Origin of the sequence: Bradyrhizobium barranii subsp. barranii (genome assembly GCF_017565645.3) — a bacterium.
In the GTDB taxonomy this organism is placed as follows: domain Bacteria; phylum Pseudomonadota; class Alphaproteobacteria; order Rhizobiales; family Xanthobacteraceae; genus Bradyrhizobium; species Bradyrhizobium barranii.
The window spans coordinates 3,558,773-3,582,150 of the sequence record NZ_CP086136.1; the positions used below are offsets into that span (position 1 = coordinate 3,558,773).

The 23,378-nt window shown below is 64.3% G+C and carries 17 protein-coding genes and 2 pseudogenes; 12 read left to right on the forward strand and 7 right to left on the reverse strand.

The features are described 5' to 3' along the window. The first annotated feature begins 178 nt into the window (after positions 1-178). On the forward strand, positions 179-1,633 hold the full coding sequence (locus tag J4G43_RS17005) for a hypothetical protein (protein ID WP_208085705.1): 1,455 nt from the start codon (positions 179-181) through the stop codon (positions 1,631-1,633). A gap of 249 nt (positions 1,634-1,882) precedes the next feature. Here J4G43_RS17005 and J4G43_RS17010 read toward each other — a convergent pair whose 3' ends face one another. Then, positions 1,883-3,151, reverse strand: coding sequence for an IS256 family transposase (locus J4G43_RS17010; RefSeq protein ID WP_038952271.1), 1,269 nt, complete (start codon positions 3,149-3,151; stop codon positions 1,883-1,885). A gap of 143 nt (positions 3,152-3,294) precedes the next feature. Here J4G43_RS17010 and J4G43_RS17015 point away from each other — a divergent pair, with 143 nt between their 5' ends. Then, on the forward strand, positions 3,295-3,795 hold the full coding sequence (locus J4G43_RS17015; protein ID WP_208085706.1) for a P-loop nucleotide/nucleoside kinase family protein: 501 nt from the start codon (positions 3,295-3,297) through the stop codon (positions 3,793-3,795). 559 nt (positions 3,796-4,354) lie between these two features. Here J4G43_RS17015 and J4G43_RS17020 read toward each other — a convergent pair. Then, the gene (locus J4G43_RS17020; RefSeq protein ID WP_208085707.1) at positions 4,355-6,094 is read right to left on the reverse strand and encodes a methyl-accepting chemotaxis protein; all 1,740 of its coding nucleotides are present in this window, start codon (positions 6,092-6,094) and stop codon (positions 4,355-4,357) included. A 219-nt stretch (positions 6,095-6,313) separates the two neighbouring features. Here J4G43_RS17020 and J4G43_RS17025 point away from each other — a divergent pair, with 219 nt between their 5' ends. The 4 genes from J4G43_RS17025 (at position 6,314) to J4G43_RS17040 (ending at position 12,798) form a co-directional block, all read left to right on the forward strand. Next, complete coding sequence (locus J4G43_RS17025; RefSeq protein WP_208085708.1) at positions 6,314-7,696, forward strand: ethanolamine ammonia-lyase subunit EutB; 1,383 nt, start codon at positions 6,314-6,316, stop codon at positions 7,694-7,696. A gap of 152 nt (positions 7,697-7,848) precedes the next feature. Continuing rightward, a complete protein-coding gene (locus J4G43_RS17030) occupies positions 7,849-9,435 on the forward strand; it encodes a B12-binding domain-containing radical SAM protein (RefSeq protein ID WP_208085709.1) in 1,587 nt (528 codons plus the stop codon). Positions 9,436-9,441: 6 nt separating this feature from the next. Next, the gene (eutC, locus tag J4G43_RS17035; RefSeq protein ID WP_208085710.1) at positions 9,442-10,224 is read left to right on the forward strand and encodes an ethanolamine ammonia-lyase subunit EutC; all 783 of its coding nucleotides are present in this window, start codon (positions 9,442-9,444) and stop codon (positions 10,222-10,224) included. Between the two features lie 207 nt (positions 10,225-10,431). Beyond that, entirely contained in the window at positions 10,432-12,798 is a 2,367-nt protein-coding gene (locus J4G43_RS17040; RefSeq protein ID WP_208085711.1) for an efflux RND transporter permease subunit, read from the forward strand. A 28-nt stretch (positions 12,799-12,826) separates the two neighbouring features. Here J4G43_RS17040 and J4G43_RS17045 read toward each other — a convergent pair whose 3' ends face one another. Both J4G43_RS17045 and J4G43_RS17050 read right to left on the reverse strand, forming a co-directional pair. Continuing rightward, the gene (locus J4G43_RS17045) at positions 12,827-13,660 is read right to left on the reverse strand and encodes a hypothetical protein (protein ID WP_208085712.1); all 834 of its coding nucleotides are present in this window, start codon (positions 13,658-13,660) and stop codon (positions 12,827-12,829) included. A 69-nt stretch (positions 13,661-13,729) separates the two neighbouring features. Next, entirely contained in the window at positions 13,730-14,227 is a 498-nt protein-coding gene (locus J4G43_RS17050; RefSeq protein ID WP_028146949.1) for a hypothetical protein, read from the reverse strand. Between the two features lie 452 nt (positions 14,228-14,679). Here J4G43_RS17050 and J4G43_RS17055 point away from each other — a divergent pair, with 452 nt between their 5' ends. The 6 genes from J4G43_RS17055 (at position 14,680) to J4G43_RS17080 (ending at position 20,834) form a co-directional block, all read left to right on the forward strand. Next, a complete protein-coding gene (locus tag J4G43_RS17055; RefSeq protein WP_028143219.1) occupies positions 14,680-14,913 on the forward strand; it encodes a hypothetical protein in 234 nt (77 codons plus the stop codon). Between the two features lie 192 nt (positions 14,914-15,105). Next, the gene (hpnC, locus tag J4G43_RS17060) at positions 15,106-15,984 is read left to right on the forward strand and encodes a squalene synthase HpnC (RefSeq protein ID WP_208085713.1); all 879 of its coding nucleotides are present in this window, start codon (positions 15,106-15,108) and stop codon (positions 15,982-15,984) included. Then, complete coding sequence (hpnD, locus tag J4G43_RS17065; protein WP_208085714.1) at positions 15,974-16,813, forward strand: presqualene diphosphate synthase HpnD; 840 nt, start codon at positions 15,974-15,976, stop codon at positions 16,811-16,813. The genes hpnC and hpnD overlap by 11 nt, the downstream gene beginning before the upstream one ends. Next, positions 16,813-18,069 carry a hydroxysqualene dehydroxylase HpnE gene (hpnE, locus tag J4G43_RS17070; protein ID WP_028146952.1) on the forward strand — a complete coding sequence of 419 codons (1,257 nt, stop codon included), beginning with the start codon at positions 16,813-16,815 and terminating at the stop codon, positions 18,067-18,069. Before hpnD ends, hpnE begins: the two co-directional genes overlap by 1 nt. Positions 18,070-18,120: 51 nt before the next feature. Then, on the forward strand, positions 18,121-20,088 hold the full coding sequence (gene shc, locus J4G43_RS17075; protein WP_208085715.1) for a squalene--hopene cyclase: 1,968 nt from the start codon (positions 18,121-18,123) through the stop codon (positions 20,086-20,088). Continuing rightward, positions 20,085-20,834: a phosphorylase gene (locus J4G43_RS17080; RefSeq protein ID WP_071915696.1), complete on the forward strand. Its 750-nt coding sequence runs from the start codon at positions 20,085-20,087 to the stop codon at positions 20,832-20,834. Before shc ends, J4G43_RS17080 begins: the two co-directional genes overlap by 4 nt. A gap of 70 nt (positions 20,835-20,904) precedes the next feature. On the opposite strand, the pseudogene J4G43_RS17085 reads toward J4G43_RS17080, so the two are convergent. The 3 genes and pseudogenes from J4G43_RS17085 to ispH form a co-directional block, all read right to left on the reverse strand. After that, a pseudogene (locus J4G43_RS17085) lies at positions 20,905-21,150 on the reverse strand (ROK family protein); the annotation flags it as partial. 68 nt (positions 21,151-21,218) lie between these two features. Then, positions 21,219-22,379 carry an adenosyl-hopene transferase HpnH gene (hpnH, locus tag J4G43_RS17090; protein ID WP_063984632.1) on the reverse strand — a complete coding sequence of 387 codons (1,161 nt, stop codon included), beginning with the start codon at positions 22,377-22,379 and terminating at the stop codon, positions 21,219-21,221. A gap of 35 nt (positions 22,380-22,414) precedes the next feature. Beyond that, positions 22,415-23,340, reverse strand: a pseudogene (ispH, locus tag J4G43_RS17095) (4-hydroxy-3-methylbut-2-enyl diphosphate reductase). Between the last annotated feature and the right edge of the window lie 38 nt (positions 23,341-23,378).

Below are 23,378 nucleotides of genomic sequence, written 5' to 3' on the forward strand. Positions count from 1 at the left end.
TTTCAGATCATTGTAGCACAATAGTAACGACTCTCGATTGAAAGTGGCGCTGAGTACGCGCTGCGGCAGGTTCGCGCACGGGTGAGAGAGAACAGACCGCTTCCGTTCGAGGAGAGGGCCTTTGCCGGCGTCAAAAGAGGCGGTCACGCCCCTGGCCATGTCAGGAAGCACGTTTAGCATGAGCTACCGCGGGATCATCGTGTCGGCGATCCTGCTGATGGCCTTGCTCGTTCAAATGCCTGTCGTTCTCAACGCGGATTTGAGCTGCCTGCTGACCGAAGGCGAGAAAGTTCTCGATGGCGGAAAGCTCGGCGTCGACGTCTTCGAACTGAATCCGCCGCTGTCGGTCTATTTGTACATGCCGGCGTTGCAGCTTGCGCGCATCACCGGCATTGCCCCCGAGATCATCGTGATCATCCTGGTGATGATCGAGATCGTTGCCGCACTCGTCATCATCGATCGCGCCGCTGCGGCGGCAAAGCTGGAAGCCGACGAGAGGAGCATTACGGCGTGCGTGCTCGCATTCCTGTTCGCAATTTTTCCCAGCGCCGTATTCGGACAGCGTGAACAGATCGCCGTCATTGCGATGACGCCTTTCGTCGCCATCGCTGCGATCCGCTGGCGCGGGCTTGCGCCCGGACCGGTTGCGATCCTGGCGGGACTGGGTGCCGGGTTGGGCATGAGCCTCAAGCCCTACCTTACCCTCGTGGTCGGCCTGCCGATCATCCTCTGCGTCCTCCGTCAACGCTCCATCAGACCCTTGTTCACCCCCGAAGCGTGTGCGGCCGCTGCTGTCGTCATCGGCTACGCAGCGTTGCTCGCCATCTTCTTTCCGGCTTATCTGTTGACCTTCGCCCCGATGGTCACTGCCGCTTATGTGCCATTGAGGATGGATTTCGGCGATCTGCTTTTTTTCCCGGCCGTTATGCTGGTCGCTTCCGTCGGCCTCGTGCGCCTGTTGGCTCCGCAGGACTTCAAATGGGAAGGCGGCGCAACGCCGTGGCTGGCCGCGGCGGTTGGCGGAGCGGCGAGTTTCATCATCCAGGGCAAGGGCTGGACCTACACGGCATTTGCGCTTTGCATGTTTGCGAGTGCCGCGCCATTGCTGCAGGCTCGCACGAAGACGTTGCGCCTGCCTGTCATGATCTGCGCCCTTGCTGCGATTGTGTGCATCGGCTCCCGTCTGTCCCTTCAGGTACGGCCGTTCCCGCCGCTGGAGGAGCGCATCCTGGCCCTTGCAAAGCATCCGCGCCTGATCACGATCGGCGATCACGTCGCTCTCGGGCATCCGCTCGTCCGTCAGATCAATGCGACCTGGGCGGGCAACACGTGTGGGCAGGCGTTGGCGGCTGGCTCGATGCTCCAACAGAAGAGCTCGCAACTGCCTGAGGGTGAGCGAGCGAAACTGGACGGCATCATCAATTTCGAGCGTCGGCTGCTGTTGGCGGACCTGCGAGCCGGTCGTCCGAATGTGATTCTCGTGGATACCTACCTGCTGAGCTCAATGCCGTTCGATTGGCTGGCCTGGGCCAATTCGGATCCCGACCTCAAGGCGGAGTTGAGCCGTTATCGTGAAGTCGCGGTTGCCGACGGCCGCGTTCGCATATTGGTCGATCCATCCGGCTCGGAATGATAGTCCCGTCTCGCTCGATGTGAGCTGTCGATGGCAGCGCTTGCCGGGGCTGCAGTGGCTAATAGCTGCTTTCGTTTGCTTTGCCGCTTATTCGTGGTGGCCGACGTCAGGTCCCTAAGGGGCCGGTCCAACGCAATTCGGGTGTGCAATGGCGAGACTCATCACGCTTGCTGGTTTGCCGGGGGTCGGCAAGTCGAGCATTGCCCGGGTTCTGGCGAGCTATGGCTGATTTTGGGTGACGCGGCCTGATCAGGCGGCGTGGCTTTCAGTGTTCGGAATGACTTCGATTCCGTCGATGAACTTTACACCGGCGATGACTTTCGGCAACTGGTTCGTGCTCTTCAATCGCCGCCAGGTCTTCGATGCGGCGTCGATGAGCTTGAACACCATCAGCTTCGCAGTTTGTTGCGACAGCGATCCCTTGGTCCGCACCGTTCGGTGGCGCACCGTGGCGAAGACGCTCTCGATCGGGTTCGAGCTGCGTAGGTGGATCCAGTGCTCAGCAGGGAAGTCGAAGAAGGCGAGCAGCGCATGGCGATCCTTGATCAGGCACTCCACCGCACGTCCGTATTTGACGTGGTATTTCTCGACGAAGACGTCGATCGCGGTTTCAGCTTCGGCCCGGTGTGGGGCCAGATAGATGTTCCGCAGGTCGTTCTTCATGGGGCCCTGCACGGATTTGGCGACCTTGTCGAGTACGTTGCTCACTTTATGGCACCAGCATCGTTGGTGCCGCGTGCCGGGAAAGGCCTCGTCCAGTGCCTTCCAGAAGCCGAGGGCGCCGTCGCCGATGGCGAGTTGCGGGGCAATCCGTAACCCGCGTTGCCGCAGGTCGATCAGGAGTTCGCGCCAGCTCTGCGCGCTCTCGCGCACGCCGACCTGGAAGCCGATCAGCTCCTTCTTGCCTTCCGGCGTGGTGCCAATCAGCACCAGCATGCATTCGCTGTGATCTTCCATGCGGGCCTGCAGGTACACGCCATCGGCCCAGATGTAGACATAGCGACGCGCCGACAGATCGCGTCTCTGCCAGCGTTCGTACTCGACCTGCCAATCGGCCTTCAGGCCGGCGATCACCGAAGGCGACAGGTTCGGCGCATCCTTGCCGAGCAGCGCCGAGAGCGCCTCCTGGAAGTCGCCGGTCGAGATGCCGCGCAAATAGAGGACCGGGATCAAGGCATCCAGGCTCTTCGTCCGCCGCGCCCATAGCGGCAGGATTGCCGAACTGAAGCGGAGGCGGTCGCCTGGCCCGCTCGCTCCGCGGTCGCGGACCTTGGGACGAGCGACCTCCACCGGACCGATGCCGGTCGCAATCTCGCGCACCGGACCGTGCCCATGTCGGACCAGGCGCGCTCGACCGTCGGGCAGCGTCAGATTGGCCGTGCTGGCCAGAAACGCGCCAACCTCGATCTCGATCGCCCTGGCAAGCAGGTCCCGCGCGCCGGCACGAACGATATCGGTCAGTGGATCATCAACCGCGGACGGCTGACGGAAAGCAAGAACATTGGTAGTCTCGGTCATGGCGTATCGCTCTCCTCGAGAGGTTCTGGCAGGCTCGTCACCCGCCTCGATACGCCGCCTTCCTCACACCGTCATCACCCAGATTCCGCCATAGCTCGGTTCTGGCGCGGCGTACCGGAGCCGTCTGGCTGCGGATCGATTCGATGGATCAAGCGATCTGGGCATCCGGTACTGCACCGGCTGATCTGCTGGACTGGACCTATCGCGCCGCTCAGGCCGTCGCGACAGACAACCTCGCCCTCGGCCTGGACGTGATTGCCGACTGCGTCAATGATTGCGAGGAGGCGCGGGAAGGCTGGCAAATCGCCGCGCGAAAGGCTGGCGCCGAGATCGTCTGGATCGAGGTGGCGTGCAGCGATGCCGACGAGCACCGACGCAGGATTGAGACGAGATCGACCGACATTGCCGGGCTGTCGTTGCCCGGCTGGAATGCGGTCGTCGGCCGAGCCTACGCTCCGTGGGAGCGCGATCATTTTACGGTCGACACAGCACGGCGCAGTCTCGAGGAGTGCGTGGAAGAAGCGCTCGGCCTGCTTTACCGTCGGGAGCCGCTTCTGGCGCCTCCTTCCGCAAACACAAGTCTACTGAAGCTGACCCAGCTCATCCATGGCGATGATGAAGCCAACGAATGCAAGCAATCCTAGAAACAACACAATGGAATAGAGAAACTCTCGCGTGAGCGTCGCGCGAAACATCGTCTCCAGGGAGAAAATTGACGCTCCGGGCCTGAGAGCCTTTCGGTACATTTGCTCCTGCAAGAAGGAGCCGTAAGCCACTGCCGCAAATACGATTGCGGTCACAACAGCGATGATCCTGGCTCGTCCCTCTCCTGTGATCCCGATGTAGGCAAAACACGAGAACAGGATGATCAGAACGACAATTTGGGCCTTCCGCATGTTGGGTTTCGCCGGCTCCGGGCCATCCAAATTGACGATCGACTTTAGCGTGCGCAATTGAAGCCGCGCAGGTAACCCAGACGTCCGGCTTCCATGACGCCTGACGCCGCCACGATGACATCATGCCAGTGTTTTGCCCGACGAGTCAAAGCGATTTCGTAAAATCAGCAATCGCCCGAGCGTGAAGCCAAGCCATTGATATCGCTGGCCCCGGTTACTGTGCATGGGGTTGTTTTTCAGTTTTTGGTTCTGGCAGGCCTGCCGCCGGCCTCATGGCGCCGGGGTGCGCCCGATCATTTCACCTTCATCATCCCGCTTTGGCGATACGGCTGTCCGCCGCTCCCGAACGCAGGTTCTGGAAGAACTTTTCCACCTCGCGCGACAGCTTGTCCGCCGTCTCCGTCAGGCTGCTCGCCGCCGTCAGCACGGAGGCTGCCGCCGTGTCGGTCTCGCCGATGGCGTCGCGCAGCGAGGTGATGTTGGCGACCAGGGTCTCGTTGCCCTGCGCGGCCGATTGGGCGTTGGACGAGATCTCGAGCGTGGCGGCATCCTGCTGGCCGATGGCGCCGGCAATCGCCGAGGTGACGTCGTTGATCTCGCGCACGGCGCCGCCGATCTCGCGCACGGCATCGACCGCGTTGCGGGTGGACGCCTGGATCATCGAGACGTTCTCGCCGATCTCGGCGGTCGCCTTGGCGGTCTGACCCGCCAGCGCCTTCACTTCGTGCGCGACGACGGCAAAGCCGCGGCCGGCGTCACCGGCGCGCGCGGCTTCGATGGTGGCGTTGAGCGCGAGCAGATTGGTCTGCTCGGCGATCGCCTGGATGAGATTGAGCACGCCGTCGATGCGCTGGGTGGCGGCTGCGAGGCTTTCGATCTCGGAGATCGACTTCTCGGTGCGTTGGCCGGTCTGCTCGACTGCGCCTGCGGATTGCCGGACCTGGCGGCCGATCTCCACCACCGACGCGGACAGCTCCTCGGCTGCGCCTGCCACCGCCGTGACGTTGTGCGAGGCCTGCTCGGTGGCGTTCGCCGCGGTGCCGGCGCGGCTGCTGGCATCCGCCGTGACGCGGGTGATGGTCTGTGCCGTCTCGCGCATGACGGAGGCGTTGTCGCTGAGGCCGCGCATGATCGCGCCGATCGCCTCGCGAAACGCGTCGACGGATTGCTCGATGTGGCGGGCGCGCTGCTCGCGCGCGGCGGAGTCCTGCGAGACCTGCGAGGCGAGATTGCGGTTGCGGCCCATCGCGTCCTGGAAGATCTGGATGGCGCGTGCCAGCGCGCCGATCTCGTCGGCGCGGTCAGAGTGCGGCACCACGACATTCTCGGCGCCGTCCGCGACCTGCTCGATGGTCGCGGTGATGGCGGAGAGGGGGCGGGCGATCGAGCGGGCGATGATGACGATGCCGATCACGACGAGGGCCAGCGCCACGCCGCCGAGGCAAGTCAGCACGAAGGAGAGGGTGCGATTGGTCTCGGTCTCGAGCGCGATCTGCCTGGCGCGCTCGGCATAGACCTTGGACAGCGCCTCGAGATCCTTGTTCAGCGCCGAGCGCACGGCGCGATTGGCGTCGTTGTCGCCCCATTCGCGGCCCGCGGCTGCATTAATCTCGATGCCGCGGCGCACCAGCTCCTTGCGGAATTCGACGAACTGCTCGATGCGCTTCTTGAAAGTGGCGAACTGTTCGGCATCGTCGGCTTTGACGATGGTCTCCCAGCGCTTCACGACATCGAGGATCTGCGCGTTGAACTTGAGCAGGCCTTCGCCGTATTTCTTCACGACGGCCGGTTCGGTCGACATGTAGACGCCGCGCGATTCCATCACGACCGCGTAGACCAGCGAGTTGACCCGCTCGACATTGAGCGCTGCGGCGTTCGCCGTCTCGATCGCGCTCGTCAACTCGGCGCTGCGGCGGCTGTTGTAGTCGGACAGCATCGCGATCGCCGCCGTGAGCAGCGCGAACAGCGCGAAGATCGCGTAGAGCTTGGTCGCAAGCGTGAAACGGCCTGCCACCCCCGTGGCATTCCCAGATCGGTCGGTTGTCATGCTTTTCAGAGGCCCCAATGGCCGGGAGTGGCCGGAGAGCGCGGTCGTATAAAATTGATGCAAAACTATGCAGAATGAAGATGGACGCCGTCTTAACGCCGTGGCCCGGCCCCTTCGTTCTTAGTCGAAAGAAAGGTAAGATATTTCAGTGTCTTGACCTGGGTATAGTTTGGGATCGCGCTGATGTCGGCCACTGGCCGATGAACCCCGGAGGGGCCTTTGGTCTACCGCCACACCATCGACGCCACGACCTACACATTCCCGGACCTGCGCGACCTGCTCGCCAAGGCGACGCCGCCGCGCTCCGGCGACCGGCTGGCCGGGATTGCCGCGGCAAGCGCCGAGCAGATGATCGCGGCCCGGATGGCGCTCGCCGACGTCCCGCTCGGGCAGTTCTTGCAGGAAGCTGTCATCCCGTACGAAGCCGACGAGGTCACCCGCCTCGTCATCGACAGCCACGATGCCAGGGCATTCGCGCCGGTGGCTTCGCTGACGGTCGGCGCCTTTCGCGACTGGCTGCTGTCGGACGCGGCGACATCCGAGGTTTTGCGCAGGCTGGCAGGCGGCATCACCCCGGAAATGGCGGCCGCGGTCTCAAAGCTGATGCGCAACCAGGACCTGATCCTGGCGGCGCGGAAATGCGAGGTCACCACCGCCTTTCGCAACACCATTGGCCTGAAGGGGCGGATGAGCACGCGGCTCCAGCCCAACCATCCCTTCGACGACGCCAGGGGCATCACCGCCTCGATCCTCGACGGCATCCTGCTAGGGGCCGGCGATGCCTGCATCGGCATCAATCCGGCCAGCGACGATCCCGCTGTCATCGCGCAATTGCTGCGGCTGCTCGACGAGATCATCGCGCGGCTGAAGATCCCGACGCAAGCTTGCGTGCTGACCCATGTCACGACGACGCTGTCGCTGATCGGGCAGGGCGTGCCGGTCGACCTCGTCTTCCAGTCGGTCGCCGGCACCGAGGCCGCCAACCGCAGCTTTGGCGTCGATCTGGCGCTTCTGAAGGAGGCGCAGCAGGCCGGCCTCTCGCAGAAGCGTGGCACGGTCGGCGAGAACGTGATGTATTTCGAGACCGGCCAGGGCTCGGCGCTGTCGGCGGGCGCCCATCACGGCGTCGACCAGCAGACCTGCGAGGCGCGGGCCTATGCGGTCGCCCGCGCCTTTGCGCCATTGCTGGTCAACAGCGTGGTCGGCTTCATCGGCCCGGAATATCTCTACGACGGCAAGGAAATCATCCGCGCCGGGCTGGAGGATCATTTTTGCGGCAAGCTGCTCGGCCTGCCGCTCGGGATCGACATCTGCTACACCAACCATGCCGAGGCGGACCAGGACGACATGGACAATCTGCTGACGCTGCTGGCGGCCGCCGGTGTCACCTTCATTATGGGTGTCCCCGGGGCCGACGACGTCATGCTGAACTACCAGTCGACGTCTTTTCACGACGCGCTCTATGTCCGCGACGTCTTCGGGCTGCGCCGCGCGCCGGAATTCGACGACTGGCTGGTGCAGTCGGGGATCGCGGGCGCCGATTTCCGTCTTGCCGGCGACGCAGGCCTGCTGCCCGATTTTGCCTCACGGCTGATCGCGTGACGCGGCGGGAGCGCCCGGCGGCTTGAGGAAACCATTGGTCCCTCTCGGAATTATGGTCCTGCCACAATATTGAGAAATTCCGGCGACAGCATTACGCTATGTGTCTGGCTGGCAATTTCCGCAGCTATGTCGACCGTGGCGGGGGAGCTTTGATGCGAGCTGAAAGTAACGGTACGGCCCGGCGGATTCTGTGCGTGTTTCCCCGGTACACCTCGTCGTTCGGGACGTTCGAGCATTCCTATCCATTGACCGACGGCGTCTGCGCCTTCATGCCCCCGCAGGGGCTTTTGCTGCTCGCGGCCTATCTGCCCGAGGAGTGGGAGGTCAAATTCGTCGACGAGAACCTCCGTCGCGCGACCAACGAAGAGTTCGCCTGGGCGGAGGCGGTCTTCGTTAGTGGCATGCACATCCAGCGCCAGCAGATGAACGACATCTGCCGCCGCGCCCATGAACTCGATCTCCCGGTCGCGCTCGGCGGTCCCTCCGTCAGCGCCTGCCCGGACTATTATCCGTCCTTCGACTATCTCCATGTCGGCGAACTCGGCGACGCCACCAATCGGCTGATCGAGATTTTGGCGCGCGACACGTCGCGTCCCGGGGAGCAGGTGGTGCTCACCACCAAGGACCGCGTGCCGATGACGGAGTTTCCGATCCCGGCCTACGAACTCGCCGACGTGAAAAAATACTTCCTCGGCAGCATCCAGTATTCCAGCGGCTGCCCCTACCAGTGCGAGTTCTGCGACATCCCGGGCCTCTACGGCCGCAATCCGCGCATCAAGTCGCCGGAGCAGATCATCGCCGAGCTCGACCGCCTGCGCGAATGCGGCATGACCGACACGGTCTATTTCGTCGACGACAATTTCATCGGCAACCGCAAGGCGGCGATGGACCTGCTGCCGCATCTGATCGAATGGCAGAAGCGTACCGGCTATGTGGTGCGGCTCGCCTGCGAGGCGACGCTCAATATCGCCAAGCGGCCCGAGATCCTCGAGAAGATGCGCGAGGCCTATTTCATCACCATCTTCTGCGGCATCGAGACGCCCGATCCCGAAGCGCTGAAGGCGATGCACAAGGACCACAACATGATGGTCCCGATCCTCGAGGGCGTGCAAACGATCAACTCCTACGGCATGGAGGTCGTGTCCGGCATCATCATGGGGCTCGACACCGACAAGCCGAACACCTCGGAGGCGCTGCTGGCCTTCGTCGAGGAGTCCCGGATTCCGCTGCTCACCATCAACCTGCTCCAGGCGCTGCCGAAGACGCCGCTGTGGGACCGTCTGGAGCGCGAGGGACGCCTGATCGAGGATGACGGCCGCGATTCCAACGTCGACTTCCTGTTGCCCTATGACGAGGTCGTCGCATCCTGGAAGCACGCCATGGGCGTCGCCTACGAGCCCGAGAAGGTCTACGCGCGCTTCCAGTATCAATGCGACAACGTCTATGTGCACCGCCTGAAGATGCCGACGCCGGACGAGATGAAGACCTGGCCCAACATCCGGCGCGGTCTCGTCATGCTGCGCAACATCTTCTGGAAGGTGGGCGTGCTCGGCGACTACAGGCGGGTGTTCTGGAAGTTTGCGCTCGGGCGCATCAAGCGCGGCGACCTCGAAGGGCTGATCGGCTGCACCTTGATCGCGCACCATCTGATTACGTTTGCGCGCGCGGCGTCCAGCGGCAGGCAAAACGCCTCGAACTATTCGATCCGCCTGCGCGAGGCCTCCGTTCCCGCCGAATGACGCGACATGTCTGATCCGGCCGTCCCGCGCCGCCCGACCCTCGATCTGCGGTCGCTGACGCCCGCGCGCGTCGCGCTCGGGCGTAGCGGTGCGAGCGTGCCGACGAGGGCCTTGCTGGATTTCACGCTGGACCATGCCCGCGCCCGCGATGCCGTGCATGCAGTGTTCGACGCGCCGCGTCTGGTCGCAGATCTCCGCGCGCTTGGCCTTATCGTCACCGAGGCGCGGAGCCAGGCGGTCGACCGCAGGGATTATTTGCGGCGGCCGGATCTGGGACGACAGCTTGACGCCGGTTCAGCGGAGCTTTTGGCGCGAAGTGCCTCGGAGCCGTGCCAGCTCGCCATCGTGATCGGCGACGGCCTGTCGGCGGCGGCGGTCCACGCCCATGCGGTGGCGCTGGTGTCTCAGCTGCTGCCGCTGCTCGCGGAAGGGGACGACGTCGCGATTGGACATGTCGTTGTCGCCTCAGGCGCGCGCGTCGCGCTCGGCGACGAGATCGGCGCCATTCTCGGTGCGCGCATGGTGGTGACGCTGATCGGCGAGCGGCCGGGCCTGTCCGCGCCCGACAGCCTCGGCGCCTATCTGACCTTCGCACCGAAGCCGGGCCGCACCGATGCCGAGCGCAATTGCGTCTCGAACGTCCACAAGGCCGGGTTGAGCCATGACGAGGCCGCCTTCAAAATCGCCTGGCTTGTTCGCGAGGGGCTGGCGCGGGAGGCCACCGGCGTGGCGCTGAAAGACGAGAGCGGCGATCCTCCCGCTCGAATCGGGACGATCCGGCCGGAATGACCGGTATCAAGGGTCGAAATCGCCGCATGTTGATCCAATTTGTGCGCTTGCGCGCGCTTGCGAGAGGGCGTTTGGACCTGCTAAACCCCTCGCGGCGATTTTCCGCGCATTTTCAAAGGGCAAGCCTCCCATTTGTATGGCATTTTCAAGCCGTTCGCGGGACGCAATAAGCTCACAGACCCGAGCCGATTAGGAACTGGACAAGGCATGCTCGAAAAGCACCGCGAGAATGAGGTTCATGTCGACAAGGTCGAGCAGGGACCGACGTCCTCGATCGCCTTCGGGCTCGAGCGCATCGGGCTGATCGCCGTCCGGGCGCCGATCGTCTCCTGCATCGTTTTGCTCGCCCTGATCGTCGGTGCCGTGTTCGGCATTCACCGGATCAAGATCGACGATTCGCTGTCGCAGCTGTTCCGGTCCAACACGCCGGAATTCCGCCAGTATGAAGCGGTGACAAAGAAGTTCCCGGCTGAGGAATTCGACGTCCTCGTCGTGGTCGAAGGCAAGCCCCTCCTGGCGCGGAATAACCTCGAGAAGCTGCGCGACTTCGTCACCGACATGCAGTTGGTCGAAGGCACGCGCGGCCTGGTCTCGCTGTTCTCGGCGCGGCAGGCGCCGGCGCCGGGCAGGCTGCCGGCGGCGCTGTTCCCGCCCGAACTGCCCGAGGGCGCGGCCTATGACAAGTTCGTCGAGACCGTCAAGAACAACGAGATCATCCGCGGCAAGCTGTTGTCGGACGACGGCACGCTGGCGCTGATCGTGCTGTCGCTCGATCCGGAGGTGGTCGCCTCCAACAAGCTGACCAAGACCGTCGGCGACATCCGTGCGCTGATGAAGGAAGACCTCGGCAATACCGGCCTCAACGTGCAGCTCTCCGGCGTGCCGGTGATGCAGCTCGAGATCCGCAACGCGGTCGAGCGTGACGGGCTGACCTACAACATCCTCGGCATCCTCGCCGGCTGCGTTATCGCCATCATCTTCTTCCGCAAGATCTCGTTCATGGTCGCGGCGGCGTTCCCGCCGATGATTGCGATCCTGCTGGCGCTCGGTGCGCTCGGCTGGGCCAATTTCAATCTCAACATGTTCCTGAACGTGATGACGCCGCTCATCATGGTGATCAGCTTCTCGGACTCGATGCAGTTGACGTTCGCTGCGCGCGACCGGCTGATCGCGGGCCAGGACAAGTTCACCGCGTTCAAGAACGCCGTGCTGGTGGTGGGCCCGGCCTGCGTGCTGACGCACGGCACCGCCGGCATTTCCTTCATCGCGCTCCAGTTCTCCGACTCCGACCTGATCCGCAAGTTCGGCGAGGCGGGCCTCGCCGCCACCATCATCGCGCTGGTCGCGGTGCTGTCGCTGGTGCCGGTGTTCGGCGTGCTGCTGGTGCGCAATGAGAAAGTCTTTGGTTCCAAGTTCCAGAGCGCGGATGCCGGCGTGCAGGCGCTGCGCAATTTCTGCTACTGGATCGCGGTCCGCATGGTGGGCCGTCCCGGCCTGTTCAGCCTGATTGCAGTGTTGTTCGTCGCGGGCCTCGGCGTCATCTACGCCAATCTGGAACCGCGCTACCGGCTCGCGGATCAGGTGCCGGACAAGCGCCAGGCCGTCGCCGCCAGCGACCGGCTCGATGCCAAGCTCACCGGTGCCAATCCGGTCAACGTGCTGGTCCAGTTCCCCAAGGGTGAGACGCTCTACTCGCCGGAGACGCTCCAGACCATCGCGGACGTGCATGCGACCGTCGAGAAGGCGGCCGGTGTCGGCAACGTCTGGTCGCTCGAGACCCTGCGCCGCTGGCTCGCAGACAAGGCCGGCAGCGCCGACGTCGCGACGCTGAAGGAATATGTCAACGTCATCCCCGAGCATCTGGTCCGGCGCTTCATCGACGCCGAGCAGGACGCCGTCGTGGTCGCAGGCCGCGTGCCGGACAAGGATTCCAGTCAGCTGCTACCGATCGTCGACAAGCTCGATTCCGAACTTGACGCCGTCCGCAAGAAGCATCCCGGCTACGAGATCGCGGTAACGGGTCTTGCCGCGATTGCCGCGCGCAACTCGGCCGGCATGATCGAGAAGCTCAACCGCGGGCTCACTGTCGAATTCGCGCTCGTCGCGATCTTCATCGGCCTTGCCTTCCGCTCCTGGGTCGTGATGTTCGCCTGTATCCTGCCGGGCATCTTCCCGGTGGTGATGTCGGGAACGGTGCTGTGGGCGATGGGCGAGGGGCTGCAATTTGCCAGTGTCGTGGCGCTGACCGTTTCGTTCGGCCTGGGCTTAAGCGCGACGATCCACTTCCTCAATCGCCTCAGGCTGGAGAGCAAGCCGGGCGTCGGTTCGGCGCTCGCGGTGGAGCGCGCGACAGTGCTGATCGGCCCGGCATTGATCCTGACCACGCTGGTGCTGGCCTGCGGTCTCGTCGTCACCGTGTTCTCCGACCTGCCGTCGCTGCGGCTGTTCGGCTGGCTCAGCGCCTTCTCGATGGTGATGGCGCTCGTCGCCGACCTCTTCATCCTGCGGCCGACGGCGATGTGGCTGATCAACCTGCACGCCAAGCTTCAGGGCCCCGACAAGCCCGCGATCTGAGCGGGCGGCGGCATACGCCGCCGCTTGCTCACGCCTCGACGCGGACGATCCCGTACGGATTGAACTTGAAATCGTCCTCGGCGTAGTCCTGCTCCCGCGAGAGCATAAGCTTGCGGTCGCGTAGTGTCGCTTCGATGCCACTCTCGGCCATGGCGTTGGCAAGCTCCTTCATGAGCATCACCGCCGACCATTCGTTGCCGCGCGATTTCGCGACATAGATCTCCGGCAAGCCGACGAGGTGATAGCCGACGGTCTCGTAATAGCGATCGCCGCAGAGCGGACGCTTGGCGAAAGCAAGACGACACGCCTTGGCGACGGCGAGAGTCATGCCAAGGCCCTGACCGGTCTTTGCGCCCTTGCGGGCCTGATCGCCGAGACTGCGCCACCGCTCGAGGCCGTGGGCAATGCCGGCGCTTTCGCCCTTCACGGCGGTGGCACCGGCCTCGATCATCTCCTCGACGATGCGCAGGGCGGCTGCCGAAAAGGCGACTGCCTTCTGCTGCTCCAGCGGCGGGCTCAGCAGATAGAGCACCGCTTTGTGGTTGACCACGGCCGCTTCGTCCGCGGCAGACCAGGCTGTCGGGAAGACGCGGTCCCAGCATACGCCGAACGACCGCTCCATGTGCGGATCGGGCTTGGCTTGCGAATAGGTGCGGTCGATCTCGAAGTTGAAATCCGCGATTGTCTTGGCCACCGCCTTCGACGGATGCAGCAGGCTCTCGTCCTTGCCGAGGAAGCAGAGCACGTGACGTGGTTTCACCGACGAAGGCTGCATGCTCGTACCCTGCTGGTCATTGGCGAAGGCGCGACTGGCTACGAAGAGCCCGGCGGCCTTGAGCAGATGTCTGCGAATTGGGTCCATGTCCGTGTCAGCAAAAAGCCCCCGGCTCGTAAGAACCGGGGGCGTGTTCCTCTCGATGCGGGAAGGGCGTCAGCCCTTCGTCATCGTGATGTTGACGCCGCGGATCTCGCCCTTCGAGCTGATCTGCACCGTCTGCTTGGTGCCGTTGGTGCGCAGCGACAGGTTGGCGGCGAAGCCGTTGGCCTCGACGAACACCTCGATCTGGCCGCCGCCGGCGGTCCCCTGGAGATTGCCGAAGATGTTGCGGTTGGTCTCGCTCCAGTTGCCGGAGATTCGCTCGCCCTGGCTCGTCACGTCGCTGGTGAGGTCGAACTTGTAGCTGTCGGACGCGCAGTGCAGGGCCTGCTTGAGGCTGAGACCGGTGCCGGCGACCTTGTAGTCGGCCTTGCAGCGGATGCGCTCGGTGCTGCCATCGGACAGCGACACCGTGCCGGTGCCGCTCCACGCACCGTCGAAACCTGCAAACGGTCCGGACGACTGAGCATGGCTTGCCGAGACTGAGAAGAGCAGCGCAGCCCCGATGCCGGCCGCCTTGATTGCCTGTCCAGATCGCCCAAAGAATTGCATTTTGAATATCCCGTTTTCGAACGACGTTCGCTTATGATGAACGTCTCGCCACATCGAAAGTTTAGTGTTCCGAGCCTGTGTCTGGTTCAAAGCCTGGCAGCCGGGGATGGCGGTTCACGACGCCGTCGCGCCAGGTCAGGCTGCGCGATTCTCTCTGTTTCGCTGTGTTTCTGGCGGGAAAAGCAGGGCGGAGAGATGCAGCTCTGCAACAGGTGCGCATCAAAACGCGGTGTGCCAGAATTATGACGTAGTATCAATCTGTTACATCTGCCAATGAAGAGCGAGGGAAGACCCGATTTGGTGGCTGTGGCGCCAATTTGGCCGCATTTGCCAGTGCTTGTGCCTTCTCCGAGGCCGCACGTTCCGCGGCGACTTGCCATCAGAACAATCCGTTCCGGTCGTTCGCCCTGTCCGGGATCGGTGCGGTTCTGCCGTCAGAATGAAGGAATACAATGCGTAAGCTTCTCGTCGCTCTCACCCTACTGTCGGCATCCCTTTCGACGGCGGCATTCGCCCAGGCAGGACGTGGCACAGACGCGGAACAGAAGGCCTGCACGCGCGATGTGCAGAAGTTCTGCCGTCCGGTCATCGACCAGGGCGATTTCACCATCCTGGCCTGCCTCAAGGAGAACCGGGCCAAGATCTCGCAGGCCTGCGACCAGGTCCTGAAGACCCACAACCAGTAAGCTCGGCCACTGGCCTACCAAGGGCGGCCCCGGGGCCGCCTTTTCGGGCCGGATCCGGAAGGGCAGCCATCGAGAGACAGGATTGGTTTTGCGGCCGGATTCCCCTATATGGGGGCCGCGGCGGCATCGCCGGCATGAGCCCGCGCGAGCGAAAAAGCCCTTCCTGTCCAAACGATTGTAAACCAGCCCTCGATGACCTCTGCGAGCGAATTGCGATCCGGCAAGGGTGACCGCGACGAGAATTTTCCCGTCGCGTCCTGGATCATTCATCCGCGCCATCGCGCGCTGATCCTGGCGTACTACAATTTCGTCCGCACCGCCGACGACATCGCGGATCACGCGACGCTGCCTCCCGACCAGAAACTCGCTTATCTCGACCTGCTCGAGGCGGAACTGCTCGGCGAGGGCGACACCCAGGCCGAAGCTGTCATTCTGCGGCGGGCGCTGGCCGAGCGAGGCATGGCGCCGCGCCACGCGCTCGACGTGCTCATCGCGTTCCGCATGGACGTCACCAAGCTGCGCTACGAGAACTGGGACGAGGTCATCCACTATTGCCGCTACTCGGCGATGCCGGTCGGCCGTTTCATGCTCGACGTCCACGGCGAGAGCACGTCGACATGGGCGGCCTCGGACGCGCTCTGCGCAGGCCTTCAGATCAACAACCACCTCCAGGATTGCGGCAAGGATTTTCGCGAGCTCAATCGCGTCTATCTGCCGCGCGACGCGCTGGCCGCGAGTGGCGCCTCGGTCGAGCAGCTCGGGCTGACGCACTCGCCGCCGGCGATGCTGGCCTGCCTTCAGGCGCTCGCCGTGCGCAACGCAGCCCTGCTCGACGAGGGCAGGTCGCTGAGCGCGGAGATCCGCGATTTCCGCCTCGGCGTCGACGTCGCGGTGATCCAGGCCTATGCCGATCGTATCGTGCGCCTGTTGAAGGTGCGCGATCCCCTGCGCGAGCGCGTGCATCTGAACAAGTTCGAGCTTCTCACTTTCAGCGTCGCCGGCATGATCGGCGAAGTCGGCCGCCGCGCGATCGGACGCAAGGCCATTTCGGGGACTGCACATGACGCTTGAGGCGACCTCGCCCAGCGCCAATTACGGCTCGACCGCATCGAACAGCTCCTTCTACGCTGCGATGCGCATCCTGCCGCATGACCAGCGCGAAGCGATGTTCCAGATCTACAGCTTCTGCCGCCAGGTCGACGACATCGCCGATTCCGACGGCCCGCGCGACGAGCGGCTCGCCGCGCTTCAGGAGTGGCGCAACGACATCGACGCGCTCTATCAGGGCCATCCGCCGCCGCGGCTGAAGGACTACGTCGCCTCGGTGAAGACCTTCGGCCTCAAGCGCGAGGATTTCCTTGCGATCGTCGACGGCATGGAGATGGACGTGCCGCAGGACATCCGCGCGCCCGACATGACGACGCTCGATCTCTACTGCGATCGCGTCGCCAGCGCCGTGGGGCGGCTGTCGGTGCGGGTGTTCGGCCTGCCCGAGGAAGACGGCATCCAGCTCGCCTACCATCTCGGCCGCGCGCTCCAGCTCACCAACATCCTGCGCGACATCGACGAGGACGCTGGCCTCGGCCGGCTCTATCTGCCGCGCGAGGCGCTGCTGCATGCCGGCATCACCTCCAACGACCCGAACCGCGTGATCACCGAGCGCGCGCTGCCGAAGGTCTGCCAGCCGCTGACGCAGCGTGCGAAGGCGCATTTCGAGAAGTCGGACGAGATCATGAACCGCAACAAGCGCCGCGCCGTGCGCGCGCCGCGGATCATGTCGAAATACTACCATTCCATCCTGGACCTCCTGATCGCGCGCGGCTTCAACGCGCCGCGCGAGCCGGTGCGTGTGTCGAAGGTCACGCGCATCCTGATCCTGCTCCGTTACGCTTTCATCTGATGCAAAAGACAGCTCACATCATCGGTGCTGGAATTTCCGGCCTCTCCGCCGCCGTGCGGCTCGCCAATGCGGGCTTCAAGGTCGCCGTCCACGAGGCGACGCACCAGGCCGGCGGCCGCTGCCGTTCCTATTTCGACGGCGCCACCAATCTCACCATCGACAACGGCAATCATCTGCTGCTGTCGGGCAACAGTCATGCGCGCGCCTATGCCCGCTCGATCGGCACCGAGGCGGGCCTCGTCGGCCCCGAACGCGCGCAGTTTCCGTTCGTCGACATCAAGACCGGGCAGCGCTGGCAGATCGATCTCGGCGATGGCCGGCTGCCGACCTGGGTGCTCGACGAGAGCCGCCGCGTTCCCGACACCGGGCTCAGCGATTATCTCAAGCTGGCGCCGCTGATCTGGGCGTCGGAGGAGACGCTGGTCGGCAAGTCCATTCCCTGCGAAGGCATCCTGTATCAGCGGCTGGTGCAGCCGCTGCTGCTTGCGGCGCTCAACGTCGATCCGCCCGAGGGCTCGGCCGGGCTTGCCGGCGCGATCGTGCGCGAGACGCTGCTTGCTGGCGGACAGGCGTGCCGGCCGCTGATTGCGCGCGACGGCTTGAGCGCCGTGCTGATCGAGCCTGCCGTGAAGTTCTTGCAGGAGCGTGGCCACACCGTTCAGCTCGGCCATGAGCTGCGTTCGTTTACGACCGGTGACGGCAAGGCCAGCGCGCTGAATTTCGGCGGCGAGGATGTGATCCAGCTCGGTGAGGGCGATGTCGTCGTGATGGCGGTGCCGCCGCGCGCCGCCGCGAGCCTGCTGCCGGGGCTGAAGACGCCGACCGAATTCCGCGCCATCGTGAACGCGCATTTCCGGTTCGAGCCGCCGCCGGGCTCGGCGCCGATCCTGGGCGTGATCGGCGGCGTCGTGGAATGGCTGTTCGCGTTCCCGAACCGGCTCTCCGTGACCATCAGCAATGGCGACCGCCTGGTCGACATGCCGCGCGAGGAACTCGCGCAGGCGATCTGGAACGACGTCTGCGAGGCGGGCGGGGTGTCCGGCGAGCTGCCCCCCTGGCAGATCGTTCGCGAGCGCCGTGCCACATTTGCGGCCACACCGGCCCAGAATGCCCTGCGTCCGGGGCCGGCGACTGCGCTGAAAAACCTGTTTCTTGCCGGCGACTGGACTGCTACGGGATTGCCTGCAACCATCGAGGGATCGGTACGGTCTGGTGATCGCGCCGCCGATCTGGTTTTGGCCGCAAAGCGGCCCTGACGGGCATTGTCCCGGTCAAATTTCAATCGACTATCGGAGCAATCGAGCGACATGGATGCCGTGAACGCGACCAGCCGCGAAGCCTTGGAATCGGGCGTCCTGGAATCGAGCATTGCGTCGGCGACGCAAGGCGTTCTCGGCTTCCAGCAATCCGACGGCCATTGGGTGTTCGAGCTCGAGGCCGACTGCACCATTCCGGCCGAATACATCCTGCTGCGCCATTATCTCGCAGAACCCGTGGACGCCGTGCTCGAGGCCAAGATCGGCAATTATCTCCGCCGCGTGCAGGGCGCCCATGGCGGCTGGCCGCTAGTGCATGACGGCGAGTTCGACATGAGCGCGAGCGTGAAGTCCTACTTCGCGCTCAAGATGATCGGCGATTCCGTCGACGCCCCGCACATGGTGCGTGCGCGCGAGGCGATCCATGCCCGCGGCGGCGCGATCAACAGCAACGTCTTCACGCGCTTCCTGCTTGCGATGTTCGGCGTGGTGACCTGGCGCGCGGTGCCGGTGCTGCCGATCGAGATCGTGCTGCTGCCGTTCTGGTCGCCGTTCCACATCAACAAGATTTCCTACTGGGCGCGCACCACCATGGTGCCGCTGATGGTTCTCGCCGCGCTGAAGCCGCTGGCGAAGAATCCGAAGGGCGTCGGGATCGACGAGCTGTTTCTCCAGGATCCGCGCTCGATCGGCATGACCGCGAAGGCGCCGCACCAGAGCATGGCCTGGTTCGTGCTGTTCCGCGCGCTCGACGGCATTTTGCGCGTGATCGAGCCGATGTTTCCGAAGAGCCTGCGCCAGCGCGCGATCGATACGGCGCTCGCCTTCACCGAGGAGCGGCTCAACGGGGAGGACGGCATGGGCGCGATCTATCCGCCCATGGCCAACATCGTCATGATGTATGACGCGCTCGGCAAGGACGAGAATTATCCGCCGCGCGCGGTTACGCGCCGGGGCATCGACAAGCTGCTCGTGTTCAACGGCGACGAGGCCTATTGCCAGCCCTGCGTCTCCCCGGTGTGGGACACGACGCTGACCGCCCACGCGCTGCTGGAAGCCGGCGGTGACATAGCCGTGCCTGCGGCCAAGCAGGGCCTCGACTGGCTGATCCCGAAGCAGGAGCTCGAGGTGAAGGGCGACTGGGCGGTGAAGCGGCCCGACGTGCGCCCGGGCGGCTGGGCCTTCCAGTACAACAATGCCTATTATCCCGATCTCGACGACACCGCGGTGGTGGTGATGTCGATGGACCGCATGCGGCGCGAGCACGGTGCGACCGGCTATGACACCGCGATCGACCGCGGCCGGGAGTGGATCGAGGGCATGCAGAGCGACGACGGCGGCTGGGCCGCCTTCGACGTCAACAACCTCGAATACTATCTGAACAACATCCCGTTCTCGGATCATGGCGCGCTGCTCGATCCGCCGACCGAGGACGTCACCGCGCGCTGCATCTCCATGCTGGCCCAGCTCGGCGAGACCGAGAAGACCAGCAAGCATGTGGCCGACGGGGTCGCCTACCTCAGGAAGACCCAGCACCCGGAGGGGTCCTGGTACGGCCGCTGGGGCATGAACTTCATCTACGGAACCTGGTCGGTGCTCTGTGCCCTCAACGTGGCCGGCGTCCGCCACGACGACCCGATGAAACGGAAGGCCGCCGACTGGCTGGCCTCGATCCAGAACACGGATGGCGGCTGGGGCGAGGACGCCGTCAGCTACCGTCTCGACTACAAGGGCTGGGAGGCCGCTCCCTCGACCGCCTCGCAAACAGCATGGGCCTTGCTTGCCCTGATGGCTGCTGGCGAGGTTGATCACCCGGCCGTCGCCCGCGGGGTGGAGTACCTGATTGCAACACAGAACAAAAAAGGACTGTGGGACGAGCAGCGGTACACCGCCACAGGCTTTCCTCGTGTATTCTATCTGCGTTATCACGGTTACCCGAAGTTCTTCCCGCTGTGGGCGTTGGCGCGGTATCGGAACTTGCGGAACACCAACAGCAGGGTGGTAGGGGTCGGGATGTGACTTTGGGGACGGGGGACTATCTGACCGTGGGTAATGCCATCGACCCGCGGCCGATATTGATCGTGACTGGACTGGTTCAGGAGGCCCGTATCGCGGCTGGGCCCGGAATGGCGGTCATTTGCTCGTCGAGCAGCCCGACCCAGTTGCGGGCGCTTCTGACGGTGGTGGATCCCGAGACGATTCGCGGCGTGATCTCGTTCGGCGTGGCCGGCGGGCTCGACCCGACGCTGCGCTCCGGCGACGTCGTGCTGGCGACCGAGGTGCTCTCCGGCGATACCCGCTGGGCCGCGGGCCTGTCGCTCGGCGACGACCTGATCGACCGCCTGACGTCGGGCCGCCGCCGCGTGGTGCGCGGCAGCCTTGCCGGCGCCGAGGAGGTGGTCACGAAGCGGTCCTGCAAGGCGGCGCTGCATTCGGAAACCGGCGCCTCCGCCGTCGACATGGAAAGCCACATCGCGGCCGCCTACGCCGCCGAGGCGGGGCTGCCCTTTGCCGCGGTCCGCGTCATCAGCGATCCCGCCCATCGCGCGCTGCCGGCGCTCGCCCGCGCCGCCATCAAGCCGAACGGCCAGATCGATCTCGCCGCCGTGTTCCGTGGCATCGTGCGCAATCCGACCACGCTGCATGCGCTGGTCTCGACCGGCATCGACTTCAACCGCGCGCTGCGTAGCTTGCGCGGCTGCCGCGACTATTTGATCGGCACCGAGCTCGTCGACAGCGAGGCCTTGGTCTCAAAGGCGGCCTGACCTCTTGATGCGATAAAGCAAAGGGCCCGGTCGCCGTTGGCGACCGGGCCCTTTGCGTTTTGGTGCCTGCTCACTCGGTCGCTTCCATGCGGTTTCGGTCCACGACCCACAGCGTCCGTCGCATCATGCCTTCGACAATTGCCGCCGACTCGCTTGGACGCAGATAGATCGCCGTGGACTTGAGCAGCCATGGCAACACCGGTTGCTCGAGTCGCTCCTCATAGGCGCGGCGCATCATGTCGAATGCCTGCAGGCCGGGTCCCGCCAGGATCACATGGTGTGGGCGCAGCACGGATATCGTTGCCTCGGGGCGTTCGTGCCGAAGATGAAAAGGCCCGGTCGCGGTGGCGACCGGGCCTTTTTCGTTCGTACCGAGTAGCGTGCTTACGCGGCGGTCGACGCCTTCCGCGCCGCCTTCTCCTGCGCCGCGGCCGCCTCGTCCTTGCGGATCTCCGACAGGCGCTTCTGCACTTCCGCCGAGAAGATGTACTGCGCCGGACGCTGCTTGGTCATGTCGATCTCGGGCGCCATCGGGCCCGTGGTCCTGATGCCGCGCAGCGACACCCACATCGCCTTCAGCGGGTGGCTGATGGCAGCGGTCGCAGCCGTCGGCTCGTAGCCGCAATGGGCCATACAGTCGGCGCACTTCTCGTACTTGCCGGTGCCGTAGGTTTCCCAATCGGTGGTGTCCATCAGCTCCTTGAAGGTCTTGGCATAGCCTTCACCGAGCAGATAGCAGGGCTTCTGCCAGCCGAAGATGTTGCGCGCGGGCATGCCCCACGGCGTGCACTCGTATTCCTGGTTGCCGGCGAGGAAGTCCAGGAACAGGCCGGAATGCATGAAGTTCCACTTCTTGCCCTTGCCCATCGCGAAGACGTCGCGGAACAGCTTCTTGGTCTTGGTGCGGTTGAGGAAGTGCTCCTGGTCCGGCGCACGCTCATAGGCATAGCCCGGCGACATCGAGACGCCGACACCGAGCTCGACGGTGAGGTCGAGGAATTTTGCGATCTCCTCGGCCGGATGGCCGTCGAAGATGGTGGCGTTGACGTTGACCGTGAAGCCGCGCGCCTTGGCCGCCTTGATCGCGGAGACGGCGCGGTCGAACACGCCCTTCTGCGACACGGCCTTGTCGTGATGGTCCTTCAGGCCGTCGAGATGCACGGAGAAGAACAGGTACGGGGAGGGCGTGAACAGGTCGAGCTTCTTCTCGAGCAGCAGCGCGTTGGTGCAGAGCGAGACGAACTTCTTGCGCTCGACGAGGCCGCGCACGATCTCGCCGATCTCCTTGTGGATCAGCGGCTCGCCGCCGGGGATGGCGACCATCGGCGCGCCGCACTCGTCGGCCGCGTCCCAGCACTCCTGGGCGGTCATGCGGCGGTTGAGGATCGCATCCGGATAATCGATCTTGCCGCAGCCGACGCAGGCGAGGTTGCAGCGGAACAGCGGCTCCAGCATCAGCACGAGCGGATAGCGCTTGCGGCCAAGCAGTTTCTGCTTGAGCAAATAGCCGCCGATACGCATTTCCTTGAAGAAGGGGATAGCCATTACAAGTTTCTTTCTGGGCTAGGAATTCGGGTGGGTCAGCTCGCAGCCAGTTCGGCCGGAAGCCGGAATTCGATGTTTTCCTCGCGGCCCGGCAGCACCGAGACCTTGACTGGTCCGATCCGCCGCATCGCTTCGATCACGTCATCCACGAGTACCTCAGGCGCCGAAGCGCCGGCCGTGACGCCGACGCTCTTGGCATCTTTCAACCACTCCGGATTGAGCGCGCTGCCGTCGGCAATCAAATAACTCGCGACGCCGGCCTCAGTGCCGATTTCGCGGAGCCGGTTCGAGTTCGAGCTATTGGCAGCGCCCACCACCAAGATCACGTCGACCAGCTTGCTCAAGTCCCTTACCGCAGATTGGCGGTTCTGTGTCGCATAGCAGATATCCCGGATATCCGGGCCTTGAATATCTGTAAAGCGGGCCTGGAGGGCCGCAATAATGTCCTTGGTGTCGTCGACCGACAGGGTGGTCTGGGTGATGTAGGCCACTGGCGTATCTGCCTGCAGCGTCAAGGCCTTAACCTCTTCAACGCTTTGGACGAGCAGCACCGGGGCGGGAACCTGGCCATCGTGCCCTCGACCTCGGGGTGGCCGGCATGGCCGATCAGGATCAGGGTGCGGCCCCTGGAGATGTAGCGTTTCCCCTGATTGTGAACTTTCGTGACCAGGGGGCAGGTGGCATTGAGCACCGGAAGGTCGCGCGCGGCAGCCTCTTCCTCGACGCTGCGGGCGACGCCATGGGCACTGAAAACGGTCACGGCTTTCGGCGGAACCTCGGACAATTCCTCGACGAAGATCGCGCCCTTGTTCTTCAGGCTCTCGACCACGTACTTGTTGTGCACGATCTCGTGGCGCACGTAGACGGGCGGGCCGTACTTCTCCAGCGCCCGTTCCACGATCTCGATCGCACGTACCACGCCGGCGCAAAAGCCGCGCGGCTGCGCTAGATAAACTTCCATAGGACGCCCATCACGCAATTTGCACCAATCCGCTTCTC

Coding starts and splice junctions, on each gene's coding strand:
- J4G43_RS17005 (WP_208085705.1), top strand. CDS start 179: ATGAGCTACCGCGGGATCATCGTGTCGGCGATCCTGCTGATGGCCTTG.
- J4G43_RS17010 (WP_038952271.1), bottom strand. CDS start 3,151: ATGACCGAGACTACCAATGTTCTTGCTTTCCGTCAGCCGTCCGCGGTT.
- J4G43_RS17015 (WP_208085706.1), top strand. CDS start 3,295: ATGGATCAAGCGATCTGGGCATCCGGTACTGCACCGGCTGATCTGCTG.
- J4G43_RS17020 (WP_208085707.1), bottom strand. CDS start 6,094: ATGACAACCGACCGATCTGGGAATGCCACGGGGGTGGCAGGCCGTTTC.
- J4G43_RS17030 (WP_208085709.1), top strand. CDS start 7,849: ATGCGAGCTGAAAGTAACGGTACGGCCCGGCGGATTCTGTGCGTGTTT.
- eutC (WP_208085710.1), top strand. CDS start 9,442: ATGTCTGATCCGGCCGTCCCGCGCCGCCCGACCCTCGATCTGCGGTCG.
- J4G43_RS17040 (WP_208085711.1), top strand. CDS start 10,432: ATGCTCGAAAAGCACCGCGAGAATGAGGTTCATGTCGACAAGGTCGAG.
- J4G43_RS17045 (WP_208085712.1), bottom strand. CDS start 13,660: ATGGACCCAATTCGCAGACATCTGCTCAAGGCCGCCGGGCTCTTCGTA.
- J4G43_RS17050 (WP_028146949.1), bottom strand. CDS start 14,227: ATGCAATTCTTTGGGCGATCTGGACAGGCAATCAAGGCGGCCGGCATC.
- J4G43_RS17055 (WP_028143219.1), top strand. CDS start 14,680: ATGCGTAAGCTTCTCGTCGCTCTCACCCTACTGTCGGCATCCCTTTCG.
- hpnC (WP_208085713.1), top strand. CDS start 15,106: ATGACCTCTGCGAGCGAATTGCGATCCGGCAAGGGTGACCGCGACGAG.
- hpnD (WP_208085714.1), top strand. CDS start 15,974: ATGACGCTTGAGGCGACCTCGCCCAGCGCCAATTACGGCTCGACCGCA.
- hpnE (WP_028146952.1), top strand. CDS start 16,813: ATGCAAAAGACAGCTCACATCATCGGTGCTGGAATTTCCGGCCTCTCC.
- shc (WP_208085715.1), top strand. CDS start 18,121: ATGGATGCCGTGAACGCGACCAGCCGCGAAGCCTTGGAATCGGGCGTC.
- hpnH (WP_063984632.1), bottom strand. CDS start 22,379: ATGGCTATCCCCTTCTTCAAGGAAATGCGTATCGGCGGCTATTTGCTC.